We start from the raw sequence: 18,357 nt of genomic DNA on the forward strand, positions 1-18,357 counted from the left end.
ACACCCTGCCCGACCCGGCCGACGTGCTGGTGACCGCGGACGCGCTGCACTGCCAACGCTCCCATGCGGTCTGGCTGCACGAACGGGGAGCGCACTACGCCCTGACCGTGAAGGGCAACCAGAAGAACCTGCGGGACACCCTCGCCCGCCAGCCCTGGGGACCGGTTCCCGGCCTGGTGCGCCACGAGGTCGGGCACGGCCGCCGCGAGACACGCTCGATCAAGGTGATAGCCACCGACGGGCAGCCCGACCTGCAAGCACTGTTCCCGCACGCCGCCCAGATCGCCAAGATCGTCCGAAGGCGAACGAAGAAGGGCGCAAAGAACCCCTCGGTGCAGACGGTGTACATCATCACCTCCCTGGACCACCGCCAGGCCACACCCGAGGAGCTCGCCGGCTGGGTCCGCGGACAGTGGTCCATCGAGAACGGCCTGCACTGGGTCCGGGACAACACCCAGAGCGAGGACCGGTCCCAGGTCCGGACCCGGCACGCACCCCAGAACCTGGCCACGTTCCGCAACACCGTGATCAACCTGTTCCGGCTCGATGGTCAGGACAACATCGCCGAGGCCCACCGGACCTACGCCGACCAACCCCACCGCATCGCCCCGACCCTGCAGGCCGCATGATCAACACCGCGTCAGCCCAGGTCAGCATCGCCATTCACGACCTTGCAGAGGCCCTGGGGATGCGGGCCGGCCAGAACGCTTTCTGCGCCAGGTGCAGCATCACGATCGAGTCCTTGCCGCCGGAGAACAGCAGCACCGGACGCTCGAACTCGGCGGCGACCTCGCGGAAGATGTGCACCGCCTCGGCTTCGAGCGCGTCGAGGTGGCTCAGCTCGTAGTGCGGGGTGGTCATGCGGCTCCTCCGCGGGGTCGGGGCGCGGTCAGGTCGGCTGGCAGCGCTGCCAGGGCGCTCAGCAGCTGCTCGGCCAGCTCGGGCCGGCAGATCAACAGGTCGGGCAGCCACGGGTCGGGCGAGTTGTAGACCAGTGGCGAGCCGTCGAGCCGGCTGGTGTGCAGGCCGGCGGCCCGGGCCACCGCGACCGGGGCGGCGGAGTCCCACTCGTACTGGCCGCCGCCGTGCACGTAGGCGTTGGCCCGGCCGCGAACGACGGCCATCGCCTTGACGCCCGCGGAACCCATCGGCACCAGCTCGGCGCCCAGCTGCTCGGACAGCACGGTGACCAACGCCGGCGGGCGGCTGCGGCTGACGGCCAGCCGGAGCGGGCCGTCGGGCCGGGCCGGGACCGAGGCCGGCTCCGCGGTGCTAAAGGTGGTGCCCTCGGCGGGCAGCGCCACGGCACCGGCGACCAGCTCACCGCGCTCCCACAGCGCCACGTGCACCGCCCAGTCGGCGCGCTCCAGCTCGGAGAACTCCCGGGTGCCGTCGAGCGGGTCGACGATCCAGGCGCGCTCGGCGCCCAGCCGGACGGGGTCGTCGGCACCCTCCTCGGACAGGACGGCGTCGCCGGGACGGACGTCGGCCAGCCGGTCCATCAGGAAGCGGTGCGACTCGGCGTCCCCGGCGGCCTTCCGGGCGGTGGCGTCCGCGAAGTCCCGGGCCCGCACCTGGAGCAGCAGTTCGCCGGCGGACGTGGCCAGGGAGCTGGCGGTGTCGTGATCTGAGGCAGTCAAGAGGCGTCTTCCGTCCGAGGTGGGGGCCCCATCCTGGCCATGGGACGACGCTGGGTCATCGGCCATGCCTTCAGGCTGTCGCGCCCCGGCGAGCCGGCACAGGAAGCCACTCGAGCCGTTGCCCAGCGCAGTCACACCCCGTCGGACGTGCCCGACGAGCAGTCTGCGGAGGCCGCAGACGCCCCGATCCGGACCACAGCAGGTCACACTGTCGACGTGCGGACAGAAGTGAGCAGTCGCTGGGTGGCCCCCGGGGGCCCATCGCCGGTGCCGAGCCCGTTCGGCCGGGCAACAGGCGACGGTCGTCTGTTGCACGTCCACCGGTTCCGCCGGCTGGGGGACGACCCCTTCAGCGGGTCGTCCCTGTACGAGTGCCGCTGCGGAGTGGTGCGGCCGGGGATGTAGGGCGCGCCCGGATCCTGCGGAGCCCATCCCCCGGCGCAGTCGTCGTCCTGGCGCGCCGCCTTGGCAAGATGACCTCATGGCGCAGACCCGGGCACGTCTGACAAACGCGCAGCTGGCGGCGCTGGCGGCGTACGAGTTCGGGCTGACGAAGCAGGTGCCCGGATTGCCGCCGGCCCTGGAGTTCGAGGACGCCGAAGGCGTCCTCGTCGCCACGGAGCACGACGGCACGCTGACCGTGCGGGAGATCCCGCGGTGGCGACACCCGGCCGCCGTCCGTGCCGAGCTCGCGGGACGTGGCTGGACGGATCCGGTCGCCTGGGTGGGTACGCCGCCCGAGGACGTCGACGAGCTCCCCGCCCAGCTGCTCGCCGTGCTGCCGCTGGCCGGCTCGGGGCCCGACTCTGCCGCGATCTCCTCGGCTGCCGCCGGCTGGTTACGGGTGGCCGCGGGTGGGCGGGAGGTCGTCGTCATCCCGACCCCGGTCACCGCCGTCGACCCGGACGCCAGTTGGGCCGAGCTGAGCGCGGCCCACGGCGCACGGTTGCTGGGCACGCGGATCGACACCTCTTCCCCGCGGACCGGCGGCCGCGCCGCGATGTTTACCGGCCTGTCCGGAGCGGGGAAGTCCACGATCGCCGCCCGGCTGGTGGAGCTGGTGCTCGAGTCCGGGCGGACGGTCACCCTGCTGGACGGCGACGAGGTGCGCACCCACCTCTCCGCCGGACTGGGATTCTCCAAGGCCGACCGCGACACCAACGTGCGCCGGATCGGCTGGGTGGCCGGGCAGATCGCCAAGCACGGCGGGATCGCGGTGTGCGCGCCGATCGCGCCCTACGCCGCCACCCGAGCCGAGGCCCGCCGGCTGGTCGAGACCGAGGCCGGTCCGGAATCGTTCGTACTCGTCCACGTGGCCACGCCGCTGGAGCAGTGCGAAGCCCGGGACCGCAAGGGGCTGTACGCAAGGGCCCGGCGGGGCGAGATACCTGAGTTCACCGGGATCAGTGACCCGTACGAGGCGCCCACGGACGCCGAGATCACCATCGACACCCGGACGTCGAGCGTCGAGCAGAGCGCCCGCCATGTGCTGGAGGCTCTGCTGGCCGGGCCGGCCACCCGACCATGAGTTCGCGGCCGGTCAGTGCAAAAAGCCGGAGCCCGGCGACCAGGTGGGCAGCGACCCCGGGGCGTCGACGGTCTCGGCGTCGGCCGTGCGTCGCAGCGACCACTGGGCCGGGAGCACCAGGCGCGGCGCGACGCCGACGAGTACGGCGATGAGCACGGTGACGCCGGCGAGCGCCTCCCCGCTCTCCTCCACGAAGGTCGCGGCCGCCGTCCAGGCCGAGGCACCGGTGGCCTGCCCGACGAGGGAGGAGATGCCGGACAGCCCCACCGCGGCTCCGGCGTAGAGCCCGAAGGCGACCAGCACGCGGCGTCGGTCGCGGCGTTCGTCGCGGCTGACCCACCACAGCGATGCGAGGACGGCGCCGGCGACGAGAGCGCTCCCGGCAGCCGCGATCACGGGTCGCCCGCTGACGCCGAGCGTGGCCAGTGCCAGGACGTGCACCGTCCCACCAGCCTTGACCTGGGCGACGGAAGCGGCGACGACGCCGACGGCGATCCACCACCCGCGCCGGCTACCGGCCCGGGTGGCGCCGAGGAAGGCGGCACCGGCGGCAGCGACGAACAGGGCAGCGACGTACAGGCGGGGCACGGACATCGGCAGGTCCATGGAGAAGAGCCGGGCGGCGCCCCGTTCCGCACCGGAGGCCCGGATCAGGAACCCGGCGGTCTCCAGGGCCACGCCGACGCCGGCGAGCGCGACAGCGATCGGCGGCATCGGGATGCGCCGGCGGGCGGGCACCCGGCACCGGACGGGCCGGGAGGCGAGCGGCTGGCTGTCGGCCGGGGACGCGCCATGCTGGCCGCGGCCACGTTCACGGCGGTCAGCCTCCCGGATGGCGAGGCCCAACGGGACCGCCACGACGACGGCAAGCGCTGTCCACCCAATCAACACCCAGGCCAACCACGGCATGTCCCCACCATCGGCAGGACAACCGCCGGGCTTGACCGTGATGTGGCTGGCGTCACCCGAGCGGATCGCAAAGCCCATCGGTCAGGACGTCCGTTGTCGTCCCCCGGGCTGACGAGCGGCGCCCCGTGGAGCTCGTCCCCGTCCCGCACTCTGCTGCAGTGACGACGCCGGCGCCTATGCTTGCCGCCCGGTACGTGGGGGCGGTGAGAGTGAGAGGGGCGATGTGACGAAGGGCTTGAGCGGACTGCGCCGCGCGGTACGTGGTCTGGGCGTTCCACCGAGTGGCGCGCGACGCCACCTGGCGCCCGGGCTGTCCCTGGACGACTTCTTCGCCGAACTCGAGCAGCGGGACGTCTGCTACGTCGTACTGCGGTGGTTCGACACGCTCCCGGACGTGGACGCCGGGGAGGACATCGACCTCCTCGTCGCTGACGAGGACCTGACCTTCGTTCGGTCCCTGATGACCACGCGCTCCGGGTCGCAGAGCACGCAGAAGTTCGACATCTACAGCGTGAGCGGACTGCCGGGGTCGGACTTCCACGGCGTCCCCTACTACGCGCCGCGGTTCGCGCGGGAGATGCTCGATGGCGGCACATGGCTCCGCGACCGGTACCGGGTGCCGAGCCTGCAGCACCACTACGACTCCCTCGCCTACCACGCCGTCTACCACAAGGGCCACGCATCCGGCCTGAGCGCCGGACCCGGCTCCGACGAGATCAGGCGGCCGACCGACCACGACTACGAGGCGGTCCTCGCCGAGCTGGCCGAGCGACTCGACAGGCCGCTGCACCCGACGCTGGACAGCCTGGACCGCTACCTGGCAGCCCGCGACCTGCGCCCGCCGCTGGACACGCTGGAGCGGCTCGAGCCGGCCAACCCGTGGATCCACAAACACTTCTTCGACGATCAGCCCGCGGTCGACGACCTGTGGGGCGGCCTGGCGGTGTTCGTGCTCCGGGACCGGGCGAAGCCTCAGGTGGACGTGGCAGTGGAGGCACTGGACCGAGAGGGCTTCGAGGTCCTCGACGTGGTGGAGCTCAACACCGCGCAGCGAGCCCGAGCGAGCCATCGGCTGCGCGGCGGCAACTGGGCCCAGGGACCGTGGCCGCTCAGTGGCGGAGCACCGGCCACGTTCGTCATCGCCTACGACGTCGCGCCCGAGGTGAGCGGCCTCGACCCTGAGCGGGGCACCAACCTGCGCATCCCGCGGGCCAAGGACGCGCTGCGCGCCCACCTGCTGGACGGCGTGGGCGCTGAGGTGCGGTACAACCCGGTGCACTCCTCCGACAACCCTCGTCAGGCGCTGGACTACCTCGAGGTGCTCGGTGGGTCCTACGTCGAGCACCGTTTGCGGCCGCTGGTCCAGCGCCTGGTCGACTCCGTCACGTTCCCCTACCCGGTGGTGCGCAAGCTGCCCGGGGGAGCACGCCGGGCCCAGGTGGCCGTCGTCGAGCACCCTGTGCACGGACAGTGCGTGTGCAAGCTCTTCCGGCCCGGGGCTGCCCGGTTCCTCGACCGCGAGCTGCGAGCACGAGCGGAGCTCGGTGACCTGCCGGAGGTGCCCGACCTCCTCGAGCGCGGCGACAACTGGGTCCTGACGACCCTCTACACCGACGACCGCAGCCACAACCGCCGGCTGCTGCCAGGGCGCCAGGACGCCCAGCTCACCGGCGACGCCTCGCGCGCGCTGGCGCGCTTCGCGCATCGGCTGCACGACCGTGGCCTCTTCCTCCTCGACCTGTCGACGCACAACGTGGTGACCGACCCGGCGGCCGGGCTCAAGGTCCTCGACCTCGAGTTCCTCCAGGAGTACCGGGAGCCTGCGCCAGCAGTGCCGGACTCCTACACGTTCCGGGGCGTCCCCGCCGGAACCTCCGGTTACGACGTTCCGAAGCTGACGGGTCTGACCCAGCGAGTGGGTGGATCCGCATTCCACCCCGCGGTGTCGGGCGCGTCGGTCGAGTCCCTGCTCCAGCCGCATCGACCACTCAACACGGGACGGCGCGTTCTCGTGCAGTCCGGGTGGTACGTGCTCTTCCTTGGAAAGCGGCTGCGCAGGGCGGCCCGATCCGCCCTCGGTGCGTCGCGCGTGGGCAGGGACGTCAGGATGATCGCCCGGGGCCTCTCGCGGAGACGGGGGCGTTCCTGACGCGACTGCGCACCCGTGGGACGACCGGACGACTCGCGACACCCACCAGCTCAGTTATGATGCCGTCCGCTCGGGCCGAGGCGGATGGGCGCACACAGCCGAGGGCTCGAGAAGATGGGAACTCCATGCGGATGCTGGACGTCTCCGTCGTCATCCCTACGTTCAACCGCCCCCACCTGCTGACCGAGACGCTGGACTCAGTTCTGGCGCAGACCGTCCGGCCGAGCGAGATCATCGTCGTCGACAACGGCACGACCGACGCGACCGCCGCGTCGTTGGTGCGTTACGGCACGCAGGTGACGCACATCAGGACGGAGCCGGCCGGCGTCCAGGCGGCGCGGAACACGGGCTTGGACGCCGCTTCCTGCACGTGGGTGGCCACTCTGGACGACGATGACCTCTATCGACCCACGTTCCTCGAGCAGGCCGCTCCCGCCCTGCTGGACGGTCGCCCGAACCTGGTCTTCGGCGACCACCGGAAGTTCATCCGGGGGGCCGGGCTCGTCAGTGAGAAGACCAACGCGGAGCGGGCCCCGGACGGGTACTGGAACGGCATCGCCGGACCAGCGAGTGGGGTGGACTGGACCTACGTGGGCACTTTCCCGGTCGAGCGGCTCCTGCTCTACAACGTCTTCTATCCCTCGACCATGATCGTCCAGCGGGACCTCGTCGATCGGGTCGGCGGCTTCGACCCTGCGGTCCGGGGCATCAAGACCGAGGACATGGAGTTCATGACGAGGGCGCTGCCGGCCGCGCGGCTGGCCTTCGCCTGGGCAGCCCAGGTCGACTACCGGATGCACGAGTCGAACAACGGCGGGGACCTGCTCGCCCAGTACATCGGTCGGTGGCGGATCTTCGAGTACGTCCGGCAGAAGGACCAGCACGGCAGTGCCGCACTGGCGGCAGCGCTCGAGGCAGACCTGTCCGGACGTCGCCGCGCGGTCATCCGCACGGCCTTCCGTCACGGCGAGCTCGACGTCCTGCCAGAGGTCGCGGCGCGGCTGCATCCGGAGGATCGGACCCTCCTCACCCGCGCGCTGCTGAACATCGCCCGGCTGCCTCGACCGGTGGCTGGGCGGCTGATCCGGGCGGGCAACGCGCTACTGCCGCGGCCGGCACAGGACCGCGCACATCGGCCGCAGTGGGTCCCCGGCTCGCCGGGCTGAGGCCACTCCCCGGGTAGGAGTGCGACGAGCTCCGCGACTCCTCGGGAGAGGACCGCGTCGGCGGGGTGGACGGCGGTGAGCTGGTCGAGCAGGAAACGGTATGACTCCGCGTCACCGGCCGCCCTGCAGACAGCCGACTCCGGAAAGGCCCGGCCGCGCACCTGGAGCAGCAGCTGACCGGCGGATGTCGCCAGCGCCGCCAGTGTCGTGATCTGTCGCCATCACCATCTGTCGTCCGGATAGCTCCGCCGCACGGCAGGGGGACGAGCCGAACCGTAGCTGCCCGCACCACAGCCGACCGCGGTGATCTCACCCCGTCCCCCCCGGGCGGGCAGGCCGCAACGAGTGCTCGCTCGGCACGGCCGGCCTCGCTCGGCCTCAGCTGGCGGGGCGCAGCGCGCGCATCCAGCCGGCGGCGGTCAGGGAGCTGCTGATCTTCCAGGTCGCCGAGCCCGTGGCACCAGCCGTCGGCCGAGGCTGGTAGGCCAGCTCGGCCACCTGCGCACCGCCGCTCTCCACCGCCTCGGTCCAGCCGCTGGCCGGGGTGACCGAGACGCCCCCGCTGTCGACCCCCACCCCGCCGACCACCAGAGCCCCAGGGGTGGTGGTCGTGACCCCCGGGACCACCACCGACGTGGACCCCGACGTGTTCACCCTCGTGCTGGCCGAGGAGTCGAAGGGCGTAGCGGTGTCCACGCCCTTCAAGGCGGTCATGGCCGCGTTCCACTTCTGGCCCGCCGACAGCGTCCAGCCGTACGACGCCGGCTCGGCCGCCGCGTCGGTGACCACGTGGAAGTAGGCGAACACCGTGGCATAGGTCCTCACCACCAGCGGGGCGATCACCGGGACCCACCCGCTGGGCGCAGCGGTCACCGTCGGATTGCCGTTGGTCGTGAACTGGGTGATCAGCACGTCCCCAGTCGCCACCCCGGCCGGCTTGCCGACCATCACCGACGTCACCGCCGCGGTGTTCACCGCCTGGGACGACGCCCCTGCGGTGACCGCCGGACCCGCAGAGGGCGGCGGGGCCGGCGGCGTGTTCACCGACGCGGCCGCGGACTCCGCCGACCGGTTACCCGCGGCGTCCACCGCCGACACCGTGTAGCTGTACGCCGTGCCCGCCGCGACCGTGGCGTCCACATAGGACGTCCCACCGGTCACCGCAGCGGCCACCACCACGCCGTCGCGCATGACCCGGTAGGAGGCCACCCCCACCGCATCGGTCGAGGCAGTCCACCGCACCGTGACCTGGCTGGAACTGTCCGCCGTCGCAGACACCCCGGCCGGCACCGACGGCGCCGTCGCGTCGGCCGCGGACCCGCTGAGGTCGAGCTCGGCGTGGTAGTAGCGCATCGTGCCCTTGGAGTCGCTCGCTAGCACCACCAGGCCGGAGGCCGCCGTGACCGGGGCCTTGGCCGTGGTGGCGTTGTTGATGAGCGCGCCGGACCAGGACAGCAGGGTGGCCCGCGGGGTGAACGACATGGTCGCCCCCAGGGGGGACTTCCGGTAGTAGACCTTGCCGCCGGCCTCGGTGGACATCACCACGTACAGCTGCCGGTTGGTCGAGTCGAGGGCCAGCTGCGGGCGGGTGAGGGTCTCGGACACGGTGGCCACCGTGCTCGGCGTCCAGGTGCCGGTGGACGAACGGGAGAGCACCACGATGCTGGGATCGGACGGGGCGTCGGTGCTGGAGTCACCCCGCGAGGTCTTGACGGCGGCGTAGATGCGCCCCTGGTCGTCCTCCGCCAGCGACTTCAGGTTCATGTGGTCGTCCGCGCTGCGGGTGCCGCTGTACGCGACTTCCGAGGTCCAGCCGGTGTCGTCCGCGGCGGTGTCCGGGTGCACCGCGAACCGCATGACCTGCGTCTGCTGGTCGGACCACATGACGCCGGTCTTGCCGCTGAAGGACACGATCGCGGAGATGTCGTCGGCGTTCACCGTGTTGTCCGCGACGGGGACCATGAATGGAGCCGTCCAGGTGGTGTCGCTCGTCGTGGAGTGGGCCACCCACACCCGGTCCAGCGTGCTGTCCGCGGGGTCCGGCTTCGTGAACGTGATCCACAGCCGGGCGCGACTGTCCCGGGTGATGGTTACCGACTCGATGTCCCCGGACGTCACCGTCGCGGGAAAGCCGGCGTCCGTCGCGTAGGTCTTGTTGCCCATGTCGTAGGACATGCGGGTCGCCTGGATGGCCCCGCTGGTGACGCGGCTGGCCACGTACAGCTTGCCGCCCTCCCAGAGGGCGTCACCCGTGCTGGCGGCGCGCGAGTCGACCACGGCCCCGGTGTTCAGCCAGGTGTGGTCCGGCTGCAGCCGGTGTATTGTCACGTCGGGGTTGCCGTCGGCGCCGTTCGTGGTGGTGCGCATCAGCGCCCACCAGTAGCCGTCGTTGAACCACAGCTTGCTCTGCGGCTTGTCCTCCGTCGGCGCCGCACCGGCCGTCGGGAAGGCCTGGTCCTGGTACATCCGCGGAGCGGTGTCAGCAGCCAGCGCGTCCGTGACCGCCACGGTCTGGAGTGACACGAGGGCTGCCAGCAGGGCGATCAGCAGAGTGGCCAGCCGGCTGCGCGTGACGGCAACCGGCAGCAGCCGGGACGGAGCGGCGCGCATGAGTGCCTTTCGGACATCGGGGCCGGAAGCGGCCGGATGGCCGCACCGCACAATAGGTTTCAATGACCTCACGAAACTGCGTGCGAAGCGCATACCTCCAACGGTACGGGACGCCATGAATGTTTGTAATCGTCTATTGGCCATCAGGTGGTCCGATGGCCGGTCAGTCGAAGGCGCCTGATCCGGCGAGCGCCGTGACCAACGGGGCGACGTCGGGGAGCAGGAGCTCCGCCACCTGCTGCTGACTCGCCCCGGTCGGCCAGCCGTCGGCGACGGGATCGACGTAGGTCACCGCCACTTCCGCGCTCTGGGCCGCCGCGTGGACCGCAGCCCGGACCTCGGCGGTGGGTGCGGGCAGGTCCGGCGCCGACGTCCAGGGAGCGACCACGACGATGAGCGCATCGGGCGCCGCCTCCTCCACCGCCGCGAACGCCTCCCTCGCCCCTTGGGCGACGTCCGGGGCCGCGGCAGAACCGAACTGCGTCTCGGAGAAGACCACGAGCTGGGTGGAGTGCACGACCCGGTCGCGCACCAGGTCGGCGAACGAGGGAGCGGCCGGGTCCTCGACGGCGAAGCCCGCGGCATCCTTTGCCGCGACCTCCAAATCGAGTGCGGTCCCCGAGCCCTCCAGGAGAGCCGCCAGCTCGCCGGGCCAGGCGCCCGTGGCGGTCGGCCCGGCCGCGGAGACCGCCGGGTCGTCGCTGACGACGACCGTGGTGACCGGGTGGGTCCTGGCCGACGTGGACGGCACGACGGTCGCCGACGGCGCGCCGGGGCCCTCGCCGCGCACGTCTCCGCCGGACGCGCAGGAGCCCACAAGAACGGCGGTGCAGGCGATGAGCCCGAGCCGCGGGCCGGCGGTCCAGCGGCTCGAGCCGGTCGATCGATGTCGTGCGTCCCGTCCTGGCATGGGCTCATCCTGCTCAGGACACATTCGTGGAGCCATGCCGGGCGTCCTGCCGTCAGCCGCCACGGCGGCCCAGCGCCCGGTAGGACCAGCCGGCGGCCTCCCACCGGTCCCGGTCCAGCGCGTTGCGCCCGTCGAGCACCCGCTTCTGCCTGACCACGCTGCCGAAGGCGACCGGGTCGAGATCGCGGTACTGCTTCCACTCGGTCAGCAGCAGCACCGCGTCGGCCCGGTGGGCGGCTTCCTCGGCCGTGTCCACGACGTCTAGCTGCGGCCAGCTGCGCCTGATGTTGTCTCCCGCGGCCGGGTCCGTCACCTGCACAACCGCGCCCTGCAGCTGCAGCTGCGCGGCCACGTTGAGCGCCGGCGAGTCGCGGATGTCGTCACTGTCGGGCTTGAACGCCGCGCCCAGCACCGCCACCCGCTTGCCCAGCAGCGAGCCGTCGCAGACCTCGCGGGCCAGCTCCACCATGCGGATCCGTCGCCGCATGTTGATGTTGTCGACCTCCCGCAGGAAGGTCAGCGCCTGGTCGGCGCCCAGCTCGCCGGCCCGGGCCATGAACGCCCGGATGTCCTTGGGCAGGCAGCCGCCACCGAAGCCGAGGCCGGCGTTGAGGAACTTGCGGCCGATCCGGTCATCGTGCCCGATCGCGTCGGCCAGCTGCTTGACGTCGGCACCGGTGGCCTCGCACAGCTCGGCCATGGCGTTGATGAAGGAGATCTTGGTGGCCAGGAAGGAGTTGGCCGCGGTCTTCACCATCTCCGCGGTCGCGTAGTCGGTCACCACCTGTGGGGTGCCGGCCGCGACGATGGTCGCGTAGACCTCGTCCAGCAGAGCGCGAGCCGCCTGCCCCTCGTCGCCGGGCGCCAGGCCGTACACCAGCCGGTCGGGATGCAGGGTGTCCTGGACGGCGTAGCCCTCGCGGAGGAACTCCGGGTTCCAGGCCAGCATCGCGCCGGGGACCTTGCCGCGGACGAGCTCTGCCAGCCGAGCCGCCGTCCCCACCGGGACGGTCGACTTCCCGGCCACCAGGTCACCGGGCTTGAGCACCTCGAGCAACGACTCAGCGGCCGCCTCCACGTAGCGCAGGTCGGCGGCGTACTCCCCGCGCTTCTGCGGCGTCCCCACGCAGACGAAATGGAGGACGGCGTCCCGCGCATCCGCCATGTCGACGCTGAAGCGCAGCCGGCCTGAGCCGAGGCTGCGGGCGAGCAGCTCCTCGAAGCCGGGCTCGTAGAACGGCGCCCGCGCTTGCTGGAGCGCCTCGACCTTCAGCCGGTCGACGTCGATGCCGACGACGTCGTGGCCCAGTTCGGCCATGGACGCGGCATGCACGGCGCCTAGATAGCCGCAGCCGATCACCGAGATCTTCATGAGCGTCGTCTCTCCCGTACTGCTCCCTGCACTGCCATGTCCTCCGCACCGTAGAAGGGCCAACCGACTGAGCGCCACCGAGTGCCCGACCCACTCACCCGTTTGCGCCAGCTGATGAGGCGCACATCACCGCATGGGGAGCGCGTTAGCCCGCCCCCGCCCGATCGGGTGAGGCGACACCGCGATGGCTGCTCAGGGGAGGGCATCCGCCCCTACCGTCCCGACGACCGGGATGGACGCACGATGGGAGCACGGCATGCGCGACCGACAGTCCGGCGACCTCGCTCGCGACCACCGCAGCACGCTGGACGACGAGCCCGTCGACGCCGATGCGCTCCCGCTGCAGAGGGCCGACGATGCGCCTGGCACGCCGTCCGGTCGCCGCCGCGGGGTGCGCCGCGCACTGATCGGCGCCGGTGTGCTCGTGCTCGCCCTGGTCGCCGGCGGTGGGCTGTGGTTCCTGACCAACCGGTACGGCGGGAACATCAACCGCGTCGGGAACGTCTTCGCCGGCCTGGACGACGTCTCCCGCCCGGCGGCGGCCAGTCCGGCCGGACAGCCGGCAGCCAGCGAGGACCCGAGCACGTTCCTGCTGGTCGGCTCGGACACCCGGGCCGACATCGCCACCGGCGAGCTGCCGGATGCCCGCTCGGACGCGATCATGATCGCCCGGTTCACCGCCGACCAGCAGCACGCGCAGCTCATCTCGATCCCCCGCGACTCCTGGGTGGACATCCCCGGCCACGGCAAGAACAAGATCAACACCGCCTACGCCTTCGGTGGGCCCACGCTGCTCATCCAGACGGTGGAGCAGCTGACCGGGGTGCGCATCGACCACTACGCGGCCATCGACTTCGACGGCCTCATCCAGGTGACCGACGACCTGGGCGGCGTGGACGTCACCGTGCCCGAGACCACCAGCTGGGGTCCGTACACGTTCACCGCCGGGATCAACCACCTCGACGGCGATCAGGCCCGCTGGTACGTCGGGCAGCGCTACGGCCTGCCCGGCGGCGACTTCGACCGGGTCAAACGCCAGCAGAACTGCCTGCGCGCCATGTTCACCAAGCTGTTCAGCCAGCAGGTCTTCACCAGCCCCGGCAGGCTCGACTCGAGCTTGCTCGCCGTCACCGACGCAGTCGCCCCGGACGACGACCTCAGCAACGCCGACCTGGTGACCATGGCCTACGGTTTGCGCGGACTGACGCCGGCCATCGTCGAGTTCTTCACCGCACCGGTGCTCGGCACTGGCACCGAGGGGTCGGCCAGCGTCGTCTACCTGGACGCCAACACCGGCAACCGGAGGTGGGGCTACCTGCAGACCGACTCCCTCGGCCCCAACGCCGACGAGTTCGCCGACCAAGCGCTGCCCGAGGTCACGAACTGACCCACGCTCTGCTGTTCGTCGGTGACACACGGGGCTTCGCGCCGGTGGCTCGGCGAGCGGGACGGGATCAGTACGCGCCGGAGCCACGGAAGACCGCACCGAAGGTTTTCCACAGGATCATGAAATCGAAGGCCAGTGACCAGTTCTCCACGTAACGGACGTCGATGCGCACGGAGTCGTCCCAGGAGAGATCCGAGCGGCCGCTGACCTGCCAGAGACCGGTGATACCGGGCTTGACCAGGAAGCGCCGGTGCATGTCGAAGCCGTAGCGCTCGACCTCGGTGGGCAGCGGCGGGCGAGGGCCGACCAGCGACATGTCGCCGCGGACGACGTTGAGCAGCTGCGGCAGCTCATCGAGGGAATAGCGGCGCAGGACCTTGCCCACCCGGGTGACCCGCGGGTCGGCCCTCATCTTGAACAGCACCCCGTTGCCGTCGCTCCCGTCGGCGAGGTCGGGCACCAGCCGGTCGGCGCCGGCCACCATGCTCCGGAACTTCAGCATCCCGAACGTCTGACCGTCCCTGCCCACGCGCTCCTGGCGGAAGAAGACCTCGCCGGAGCTGGTGACCGCGACGGCCACAGCGAGAGCCAGCATGACCGGTAGCAGCAGGAGCAGGCCACCCACCGCTGCAGTGCGGTCGAAGCTCTCCTTGGTGAACCGTCGGACGCCGCGCAACTCGGGACGCTCCATGTGCAGCAGGGGCAACCCGGCCACCGGGCGGATGCGCACCCGCGTACCGGCGATCTCGGTCACTGCCGGAGCGAGCAGCAGCTCAGCCGCGGTCTTCTCCAGGTCCCAGCCCAGTCGGCGCAGGGCCGGGCCGTCCAGCTCCTCCGAGGGCAGGACTGCGACGGTGTCGACCTCGTACTCGTGGACGACGTCGACGACCTCGTCCAGGGTGCCGAGTACCGGGAGTCCGTCGAACACGGTCGACTGCTCGCCCCGACCAGCCGGCGGGAGGCAGCACCCGATCACGCGATAACCGTGGTAGGCCTCCCGCTCGATCTGCTCGTGAAGCGCCACGACGCCGTTGCGGTGGCCGACGATGATCGCGGTCTGCATGAAGTCCCCCGCCGCCCGCCGGCGGTGCAACCACTTGCGCTGCCCGTAACGGTTGGCCAGCGTGAGCAGCGCCGCCAAGGGAAGGGCGACCACCACGAAGCCGCGGGCGAGTTCCAGACGGAAGGCCCAGGAGAGCGTGCCGACTGCCGCGAGCTGGAGCACGGCGGCGAAGAAGACGCGCTGGAACTCCTCGGGGCCCACCCACAGGAACCGCTCTTCGTAGCTCCGCGCCGCCGTGATGACGCCGATCCACATGACCGGTAGCAGTGCGATCAACCAACGCGAAGCGTGCGGCTGCGCGTGCGCGTCGCCCTCCGGCGCGAAGCGGATGAGGTATCCGACAACAGCTGCGACGACGGCGCTCAAGAAGTCACCCACCGCGATGCGTCGCACGTATGCTGCCCGCCATGCACGACGCGCCCCAGCGTCCTCCCGAGGAGCGGCGCCGACCAGCCGCCGAAGATCTCCTTGCTCCCGCGACTGGGTCACGTCTCCTGATGCGTGACGCATCGTCACACTGCACCTCCTTTAGCCGGCCGACGCAGCGCTGACGCTGCGGATATGGTTGCAATCGACCAACGTTGCTGCCCGGTCGGTAGCTGAATCTATCGAACATCGCGCCAACGGCTGGCGTCACCGCGGGCAGCCATCCGGGTCTCCGGCAAGCTGGCGTTGTCTAGTGGTGCATTTCTCAGTGATTCAGTAGCTCAAAGTCACGACAGTCCGTCCAGGAGGCCAACCGCCGCCGTAAATGGACAGTTGTGTTGTTCGGCACATGTTTCCGCGAGCGCCCGTTTCGGTGCTACGCACGTCCGCTGGGTCGCCACGTGAGGTGCATTGGTGCGCTACGAACCGGCGAGCGTGGTCATGAGAGAACTCCGTCGTCTCAGAGCCGCACCTCGTGGTCCGGCTGCCGACGACAATTCAACGCCCGGGAGCACCGCGCGCCATCGGGTGCGATCCCCCTTCTCCACGAACGCAGCAGGGGGATCGCCTGACCGTCCGTTGGGGGTCGTGGGGTCGCTTCCCCCAACTCCGCCCTCCTCGCGAGGACGGCAGGCGCCATCCGGCAGCCGTGGGGACGAGGGCGGTAGCGGCCGCACGTCGAGGTCAGTGCCTCGCTGACGCACCCGTCGAGCTCGTGGACGTCCCGATCGCCATGGTCAGGTGGCGGGCCGGGCCGCCAAGGTGGACTCGGCGCAGGCCGATGGTCCAGGCCGGTCTCGCCCAGAGAGGCGGACTCCCGGTCCTCCTCTGTCGCATTCCCCCATTGGCGGTAGGACGTTGCGCAGTCTCCGGTCCAGGGCCGCGGTCAGCCCCCAAGGTCACTGGTCGGGCAGACCCTCCCGGTCTTCTCGGCGCGGGAGTAGCAGCGCAGGCAGCACATCCGAGTAGATCGCCGCCGCCCGCACCCGCCCACAGGACAGCCGGTGGAAGCTATGCTCCAAGACGAAGGACAGCGCATTCCCGGCTGCCAGGACGAGCCACACCACGACCAGGACCCGCGAGCCGGCGCAGCGCCTTCTGGGTCAGCGCGAACTCCGACGACCGCCGCTCCGGTCCGCCGACCCCGGTCGCCTGGGTGTACATGGCCGCATCTTCCTTCATCGTCATCCCCGAGCACCGAGTGGACTTCGCGTTCGGCGTGGTGCCGTTCTTCACGCTCAAGCGAGAGGAGAGCCTGGGCACGTGGGTGGCCACGCTCCTGCACATCTCCTGTGCGCTGGCCAGCGTCGGCAACGCGCTCGTCTTCCGGCAGCGGCGGGTCGGATGGCACCGCAACTGGTGGCTGCTCGCCGGGGTGCTCACCGTCACGTCTCTCGATGAGGTGGCCGCCCTCCACGAGCACTTCAACGGCGTCCGGTCGGTGGGGGATCTGTCCGGTCCGCTGTACTACGCCTGGATGATCCCGATCGTCGCCATCGGCCTGGTGTTCCTCGTCGTGCAGGCGCGCTTCCTGCGCAGTCTGGGGAGGACGGGCCGCAACCTGGTGTTCACCGGCATCGTGTTCGTTTCCGCTGCGGCCGGGCTCGAGATGGTGGAGAGCGCCGTCGTTGTCGTCGGTGAATCGAAGTCGGCAATCTACGACGCCTTGACCATAGTGGAGGAGCTCACCGAGACCGCCAGCGTGATGGCGGCGCTCGTCATCCTGCTGCCCCACCTCGTTCGGGTGCTCGGCGAGCCGACGATCTCCATCGCTCCTCACGCCGCTCGGCACGACGGTGAGCGGACAGCGCCTACCGCGTGACGTCCTGGAGGTCGACCGTGGCGCCTTGCTGGAGGGCTTTGAGATCCCCGGCGTGCTCGATCGCGCCGCCGGTGACGCTCAGGCGTGCGTCCGGCTCGAGAACGAACACCACCGTCTCCGGGTCTGTGTCCCGGAAAGTGCAACCGTCGAGCTGCACGCGTGCACCCTTACCGAGCCATACCTGGGCCTGCGAGCTGCTGCCACCGCGTTTGTGCGGGTCCAGCCCCTGACAGCCGCGGGCGGTCAGGTCGTCGGCCCAGAAGCGGAAGTTGCGCTTGTTGTCCCTCGACGTCGCATCGACCAGGGTCGTCTGCGTCGACTTGAGGTCGTAGCCGGCGTCGGTGTTCCCGCTGGCGGTGGTGTCCTCGAAGGTGATGTCGTGGACGTCCCGCTCGGTGGCGAACCCGTCCCCGTTCCAGTAATCGTGCAGTGAATCCCGGGTGTTGCTCATGGTCACGCGACGCAGCATTACGTTGTGTACGTCGTCCTGAAGGTGCACCCCGATGGCGAAGTCATCGCCGTCCTGTTGCTGGGAGTCGCCGATGACGTCCTCGAGGAGCACGTCGTTCGAGCCGTAGCGCAGCCGCACCACCCGCTTGGAGAAGCCCGTCACGGTGACGTCACGGATGACGAGGCCACTGACATCGGCGCTCGGCTCCTGGTCGGACTTCGCGTTCTCGAAGAACCGGCGGACGTTGGTGGCGGAGGTGTCGGCGATGACGAGGTCCGTGGCGTCCCCGGCCGCGAGGAAGGCGTTGTCGACGTTCTCGAAGGCCAGGTCCCGGAAGACCAGGTGAGATGCGCCACCGCGGAGGGAGAACACGTCACCCCCGCTCTCGCCGTCGGGATCATACGGCGAGGTGCGCGTACCTTGCAGCACCGCTGGGGAGGGCCGCCCGTCGACGTCCACGCCGCGCACCACGACCGGTGAGCCGTCGGCCCCGCCGGCGCTGATCCGCAGGCTGTCCTCGACCTGGTACGGACCGGTGTCGGCCCGCAGCCAGATCTCGCCACCCCCGGGCCGCTGGCTGACCAGGTCAGGCAGGTCGGCCAGCTCGCCGGCGTCCGCCCAGCTGCTGCCGTCGCCGCTGCCGGCCGCCTGGGGGGCGACGTAGAGCGGCGGCCCCTGGGGCACGCTGGTCACCGGGGCGTCGCCCGGTGCGGAGCCGGTGTCGGTGGCGGTGCTCGGAGCGGCTCCGGTAACCGCGGGCGCGCCGTCGGACGACGAATGGACGGCGAGAAACGTGAGCCCACCGGCGAGGACCAGCGCGGCCACGACGACCAGTCCGAGGACGGCCCGGGCCTTCGTGCTGCCGGCCCTCAACGCCCCGGTCCCCGGGTCGGCTGGTGCAGGGCGGGCGGGGCGGCTGGGAAC

Annotated in this window: 14 protein-coding genes and 1 pseudogene; 6 read left to right on the forward strand and 9 right to left on the reverse strand. The window is 71.0% G+C overall.

The annotated features are described in order from the left end of the window. Positions 1-629, forward strand: a 629-nt coding sequence (locus BLW04_RS20630; protein ID WP_139306942.1) for an ISAs1 family transposase, incomplete at its 5' end; no start/stop codon positions are given. 55 nt (positions 630-684) lie between these two features. On the opposite strand, the pseudogene BLW04_RS20635 reads toward BLW04_RS20630, so the two are convergent. Then, positions 685-861, reverse strand: a pseudogene (locus BLW04_RS20635) (phosphoadenosine phosphosulfate reductase family protein); the annotation flags it as partial. Continuing rightward, positions 858-1,640 carry a 3'(2'),5'-bisphosphate nucleotidase CysQ gene (locus tag BLW04_RS20640; protein ID WP_254781831.1) on the reverse strand — a complete coding sequence of 261 codons (783 nt, stop codon included), beginning with the start codon at positions 1,638-1,640 and terminating at the stop codon, positions 858-860. The pseudogene BLW04_RS20635 and the gene BLW04_RS20640, both read right to left, overlap by 4 nt. A gap of 481 nt (positions 1,641-2,121) precedes the next feature. Between BLW04_RS20640 and cysC the strand changes: the two genes are divergently transcribed. Beyond that, positions 2,122-3,168 (forward strand): adenylyl-sulfate kinase, encoded by a 1,047-nt coding sequence (gene cysC, locus BLW04_RS28765; RefSeq protein WP_091546809.1) that lies wholly within the window; start codon positions 2,122-2,124, stop codon positions 3,166-3,168. A gap of 12 nt (positions 3,169-3,180) precedes the next feature. On the opposite strand, the gene BLW04_RS20650 is transcribed toward cysC, so the two are convergent. Beyond that, the gene (locus tag BLW04_RS20650) at positions 3,181-4,077 is read right to left on the reverse strand and encodes a hypothetical protein (RefSeq protein WP_091546862.1); all 897 of its coding nucleotides are present in this window, start codon (positions 4,075-4,077) and stop codon (positions 3,181-3,183) included. A gap of 235 nt (positions 4,078-4,312) precedes the next feature. Here BLW04_RS20650 and BLW04_RS20655 point away from each other — a divergent pair, with 235 nt between their 5' ends. Further along, complete coding sequence (locus tag BLW04_RS20655; RefSeq protein WP_091546812.1) at positions 4,313-6,226, forward strand: hypothetical protein; 1,914 nt, start codon at positions 4,313-4,315, stop codon at positions 6,224-6,226. 125 nt (positions 6,227-6,351) lie between these two features. Further along, positions 6,352-7,392: a glycosyltransferase family 2 protein gene (locus BLW04_RS20660; protein WP_175484176.1), complete on the forward strand. Its 1,041-nt coding sequence runs from the start codon at positions 6,352-6,354 to the stop codon at positions 7,390-7,392. Between the two features lie 378 nt (positions 7,393-7,770). Here the strand turns inward: BLW04_RS20660 and BLW04_RS20665 are convergent, their stop codons facing one another. The 3 genes from BLW04_RS20665 to BLW04_RS20675 all read right to left on the reverse strand — a co-directional run bounded on the left by BLW04_RS20665 (position 7,771) and on the right by BLW04_RS20675 (position 12,284). Continuing rightward, on the reverse strand, positions 7,771-10,002 hold the full coding sequence (locus tag BLW04_RS20665; RefSeq protein WP_091546816.1) for a fibronectin type III domain-containing protein: 2,232 nt from the start codon (positions 10,000-10,002) through the stop codon (positions 7,771-7,773). A 163-nt stretch (positions 10,003-10,165) separates the two neighbouring features. Continuing rightward, the gene (locus BLW04_RS20670) at positions 10,166-10,912 is read right to left on the reverse strand and encodes a hypothetical protein (protein WP_139306943.1); all 747 of its coding nucleotides are present in this window, start codon (positions 10,910-10,912) and stop codon (positions 10,166-10,168) included. A 52-nt stretch (positions 10,913-10,964) separates the two neighbouring features. Further along, positions 10,965-12,284, reverse strand: a complete 1,320-nt coding sequence (locus tag BLW04_RS20675) for a UDP-glucose dehydrogenase family protein (protein WP_091546824.1) — start codon at positions 12,282-12,284, stop codon at positions 10,965-10,967. Positions 12,285-12,540: 256 nt separating this feature from the next. Between BLW04_RS20675 and BLW04_RS20680 the strand changes: the two genes are divergently transcribed. Beyond that, positions 12,541-13,671 (forward strand): LCP family protein, encoded by a 1,131-nt coding sequence (locus tag BLW04_RS20680; protein WP_091546866.1) that lies wholly within the window; start codon positions 12,541-12,543, stop codon positions 13,669-13,671. A 67-nt stretch (positions 13,672-13,738) separates the two neighbouring features. On the opposite strand, the gene BLW04_RS20685 is transcribed toward BLW04_RS20680, so the two are convergent. Then, positions 13,739-15,127 carry a sugar transferase gene (locus BLW04_RS20685; protein WP_254781832.1) on the reverse strand — a complete coding sequence of 463 codons (1,389 nt, stop codon included), beginning with the start codon at positions 15,125-15,127 and terminating at the stop codon, positions 13,739-13,741. A 932-nt stretch (positions 15,128-16,059) separates the two neighbouring features. Further along, entirely contained in the window at positions 16,060-16,227 is a 168-nt protein-coding gene (locus tag BLW04_RS27010) for a hypothetical protein (RefSeq protein ID WP_175484177.1), read from the reverse strand. A 95-nt stretch (positions 16,228-16,322) separates the two neighbouring features. Between BLW04_RS27010 and BLW04_RS20690 the strand changes: the two genes are divergently transcribed. Further along, entirely contained in the window at positions 16,323-16,982 is a 660-nt protein-coding gene (locus tag BLW04_RS20690; RefSeq protein WP_139306944.1) for a hypothetical protein, read from the forward strand. On the opposite strand, the gene BLW04_RS20695 is transcribed toward BLW04_RS20690, so the two are convergent. After that, on the reverse strand, positions 16,972-18,306 hold the full coding sequence (locus BLW04_RS20695; RefSeq protein WP_091546830.1) for a hypothetical protein: 1,335 nt from the start codon (positions 18,304-18,306) through the stop codon (positions 16,972-16,974). The genes BLW04_RS20690 and BLW04_RS20695 overlap by 11 nt on opposite strands. Positions 18,307-18,357: the final 51 nt, after the last annotated feature.

This window comes from Modestobacter sp. DSM 44400 (assembly GCF_900107175.1).
Classification (GTDB): Bacteria; Actinomycetota; Actinomycetes; order Mycobacteriales; family Geodermatophilaceae; genus Modestobacter.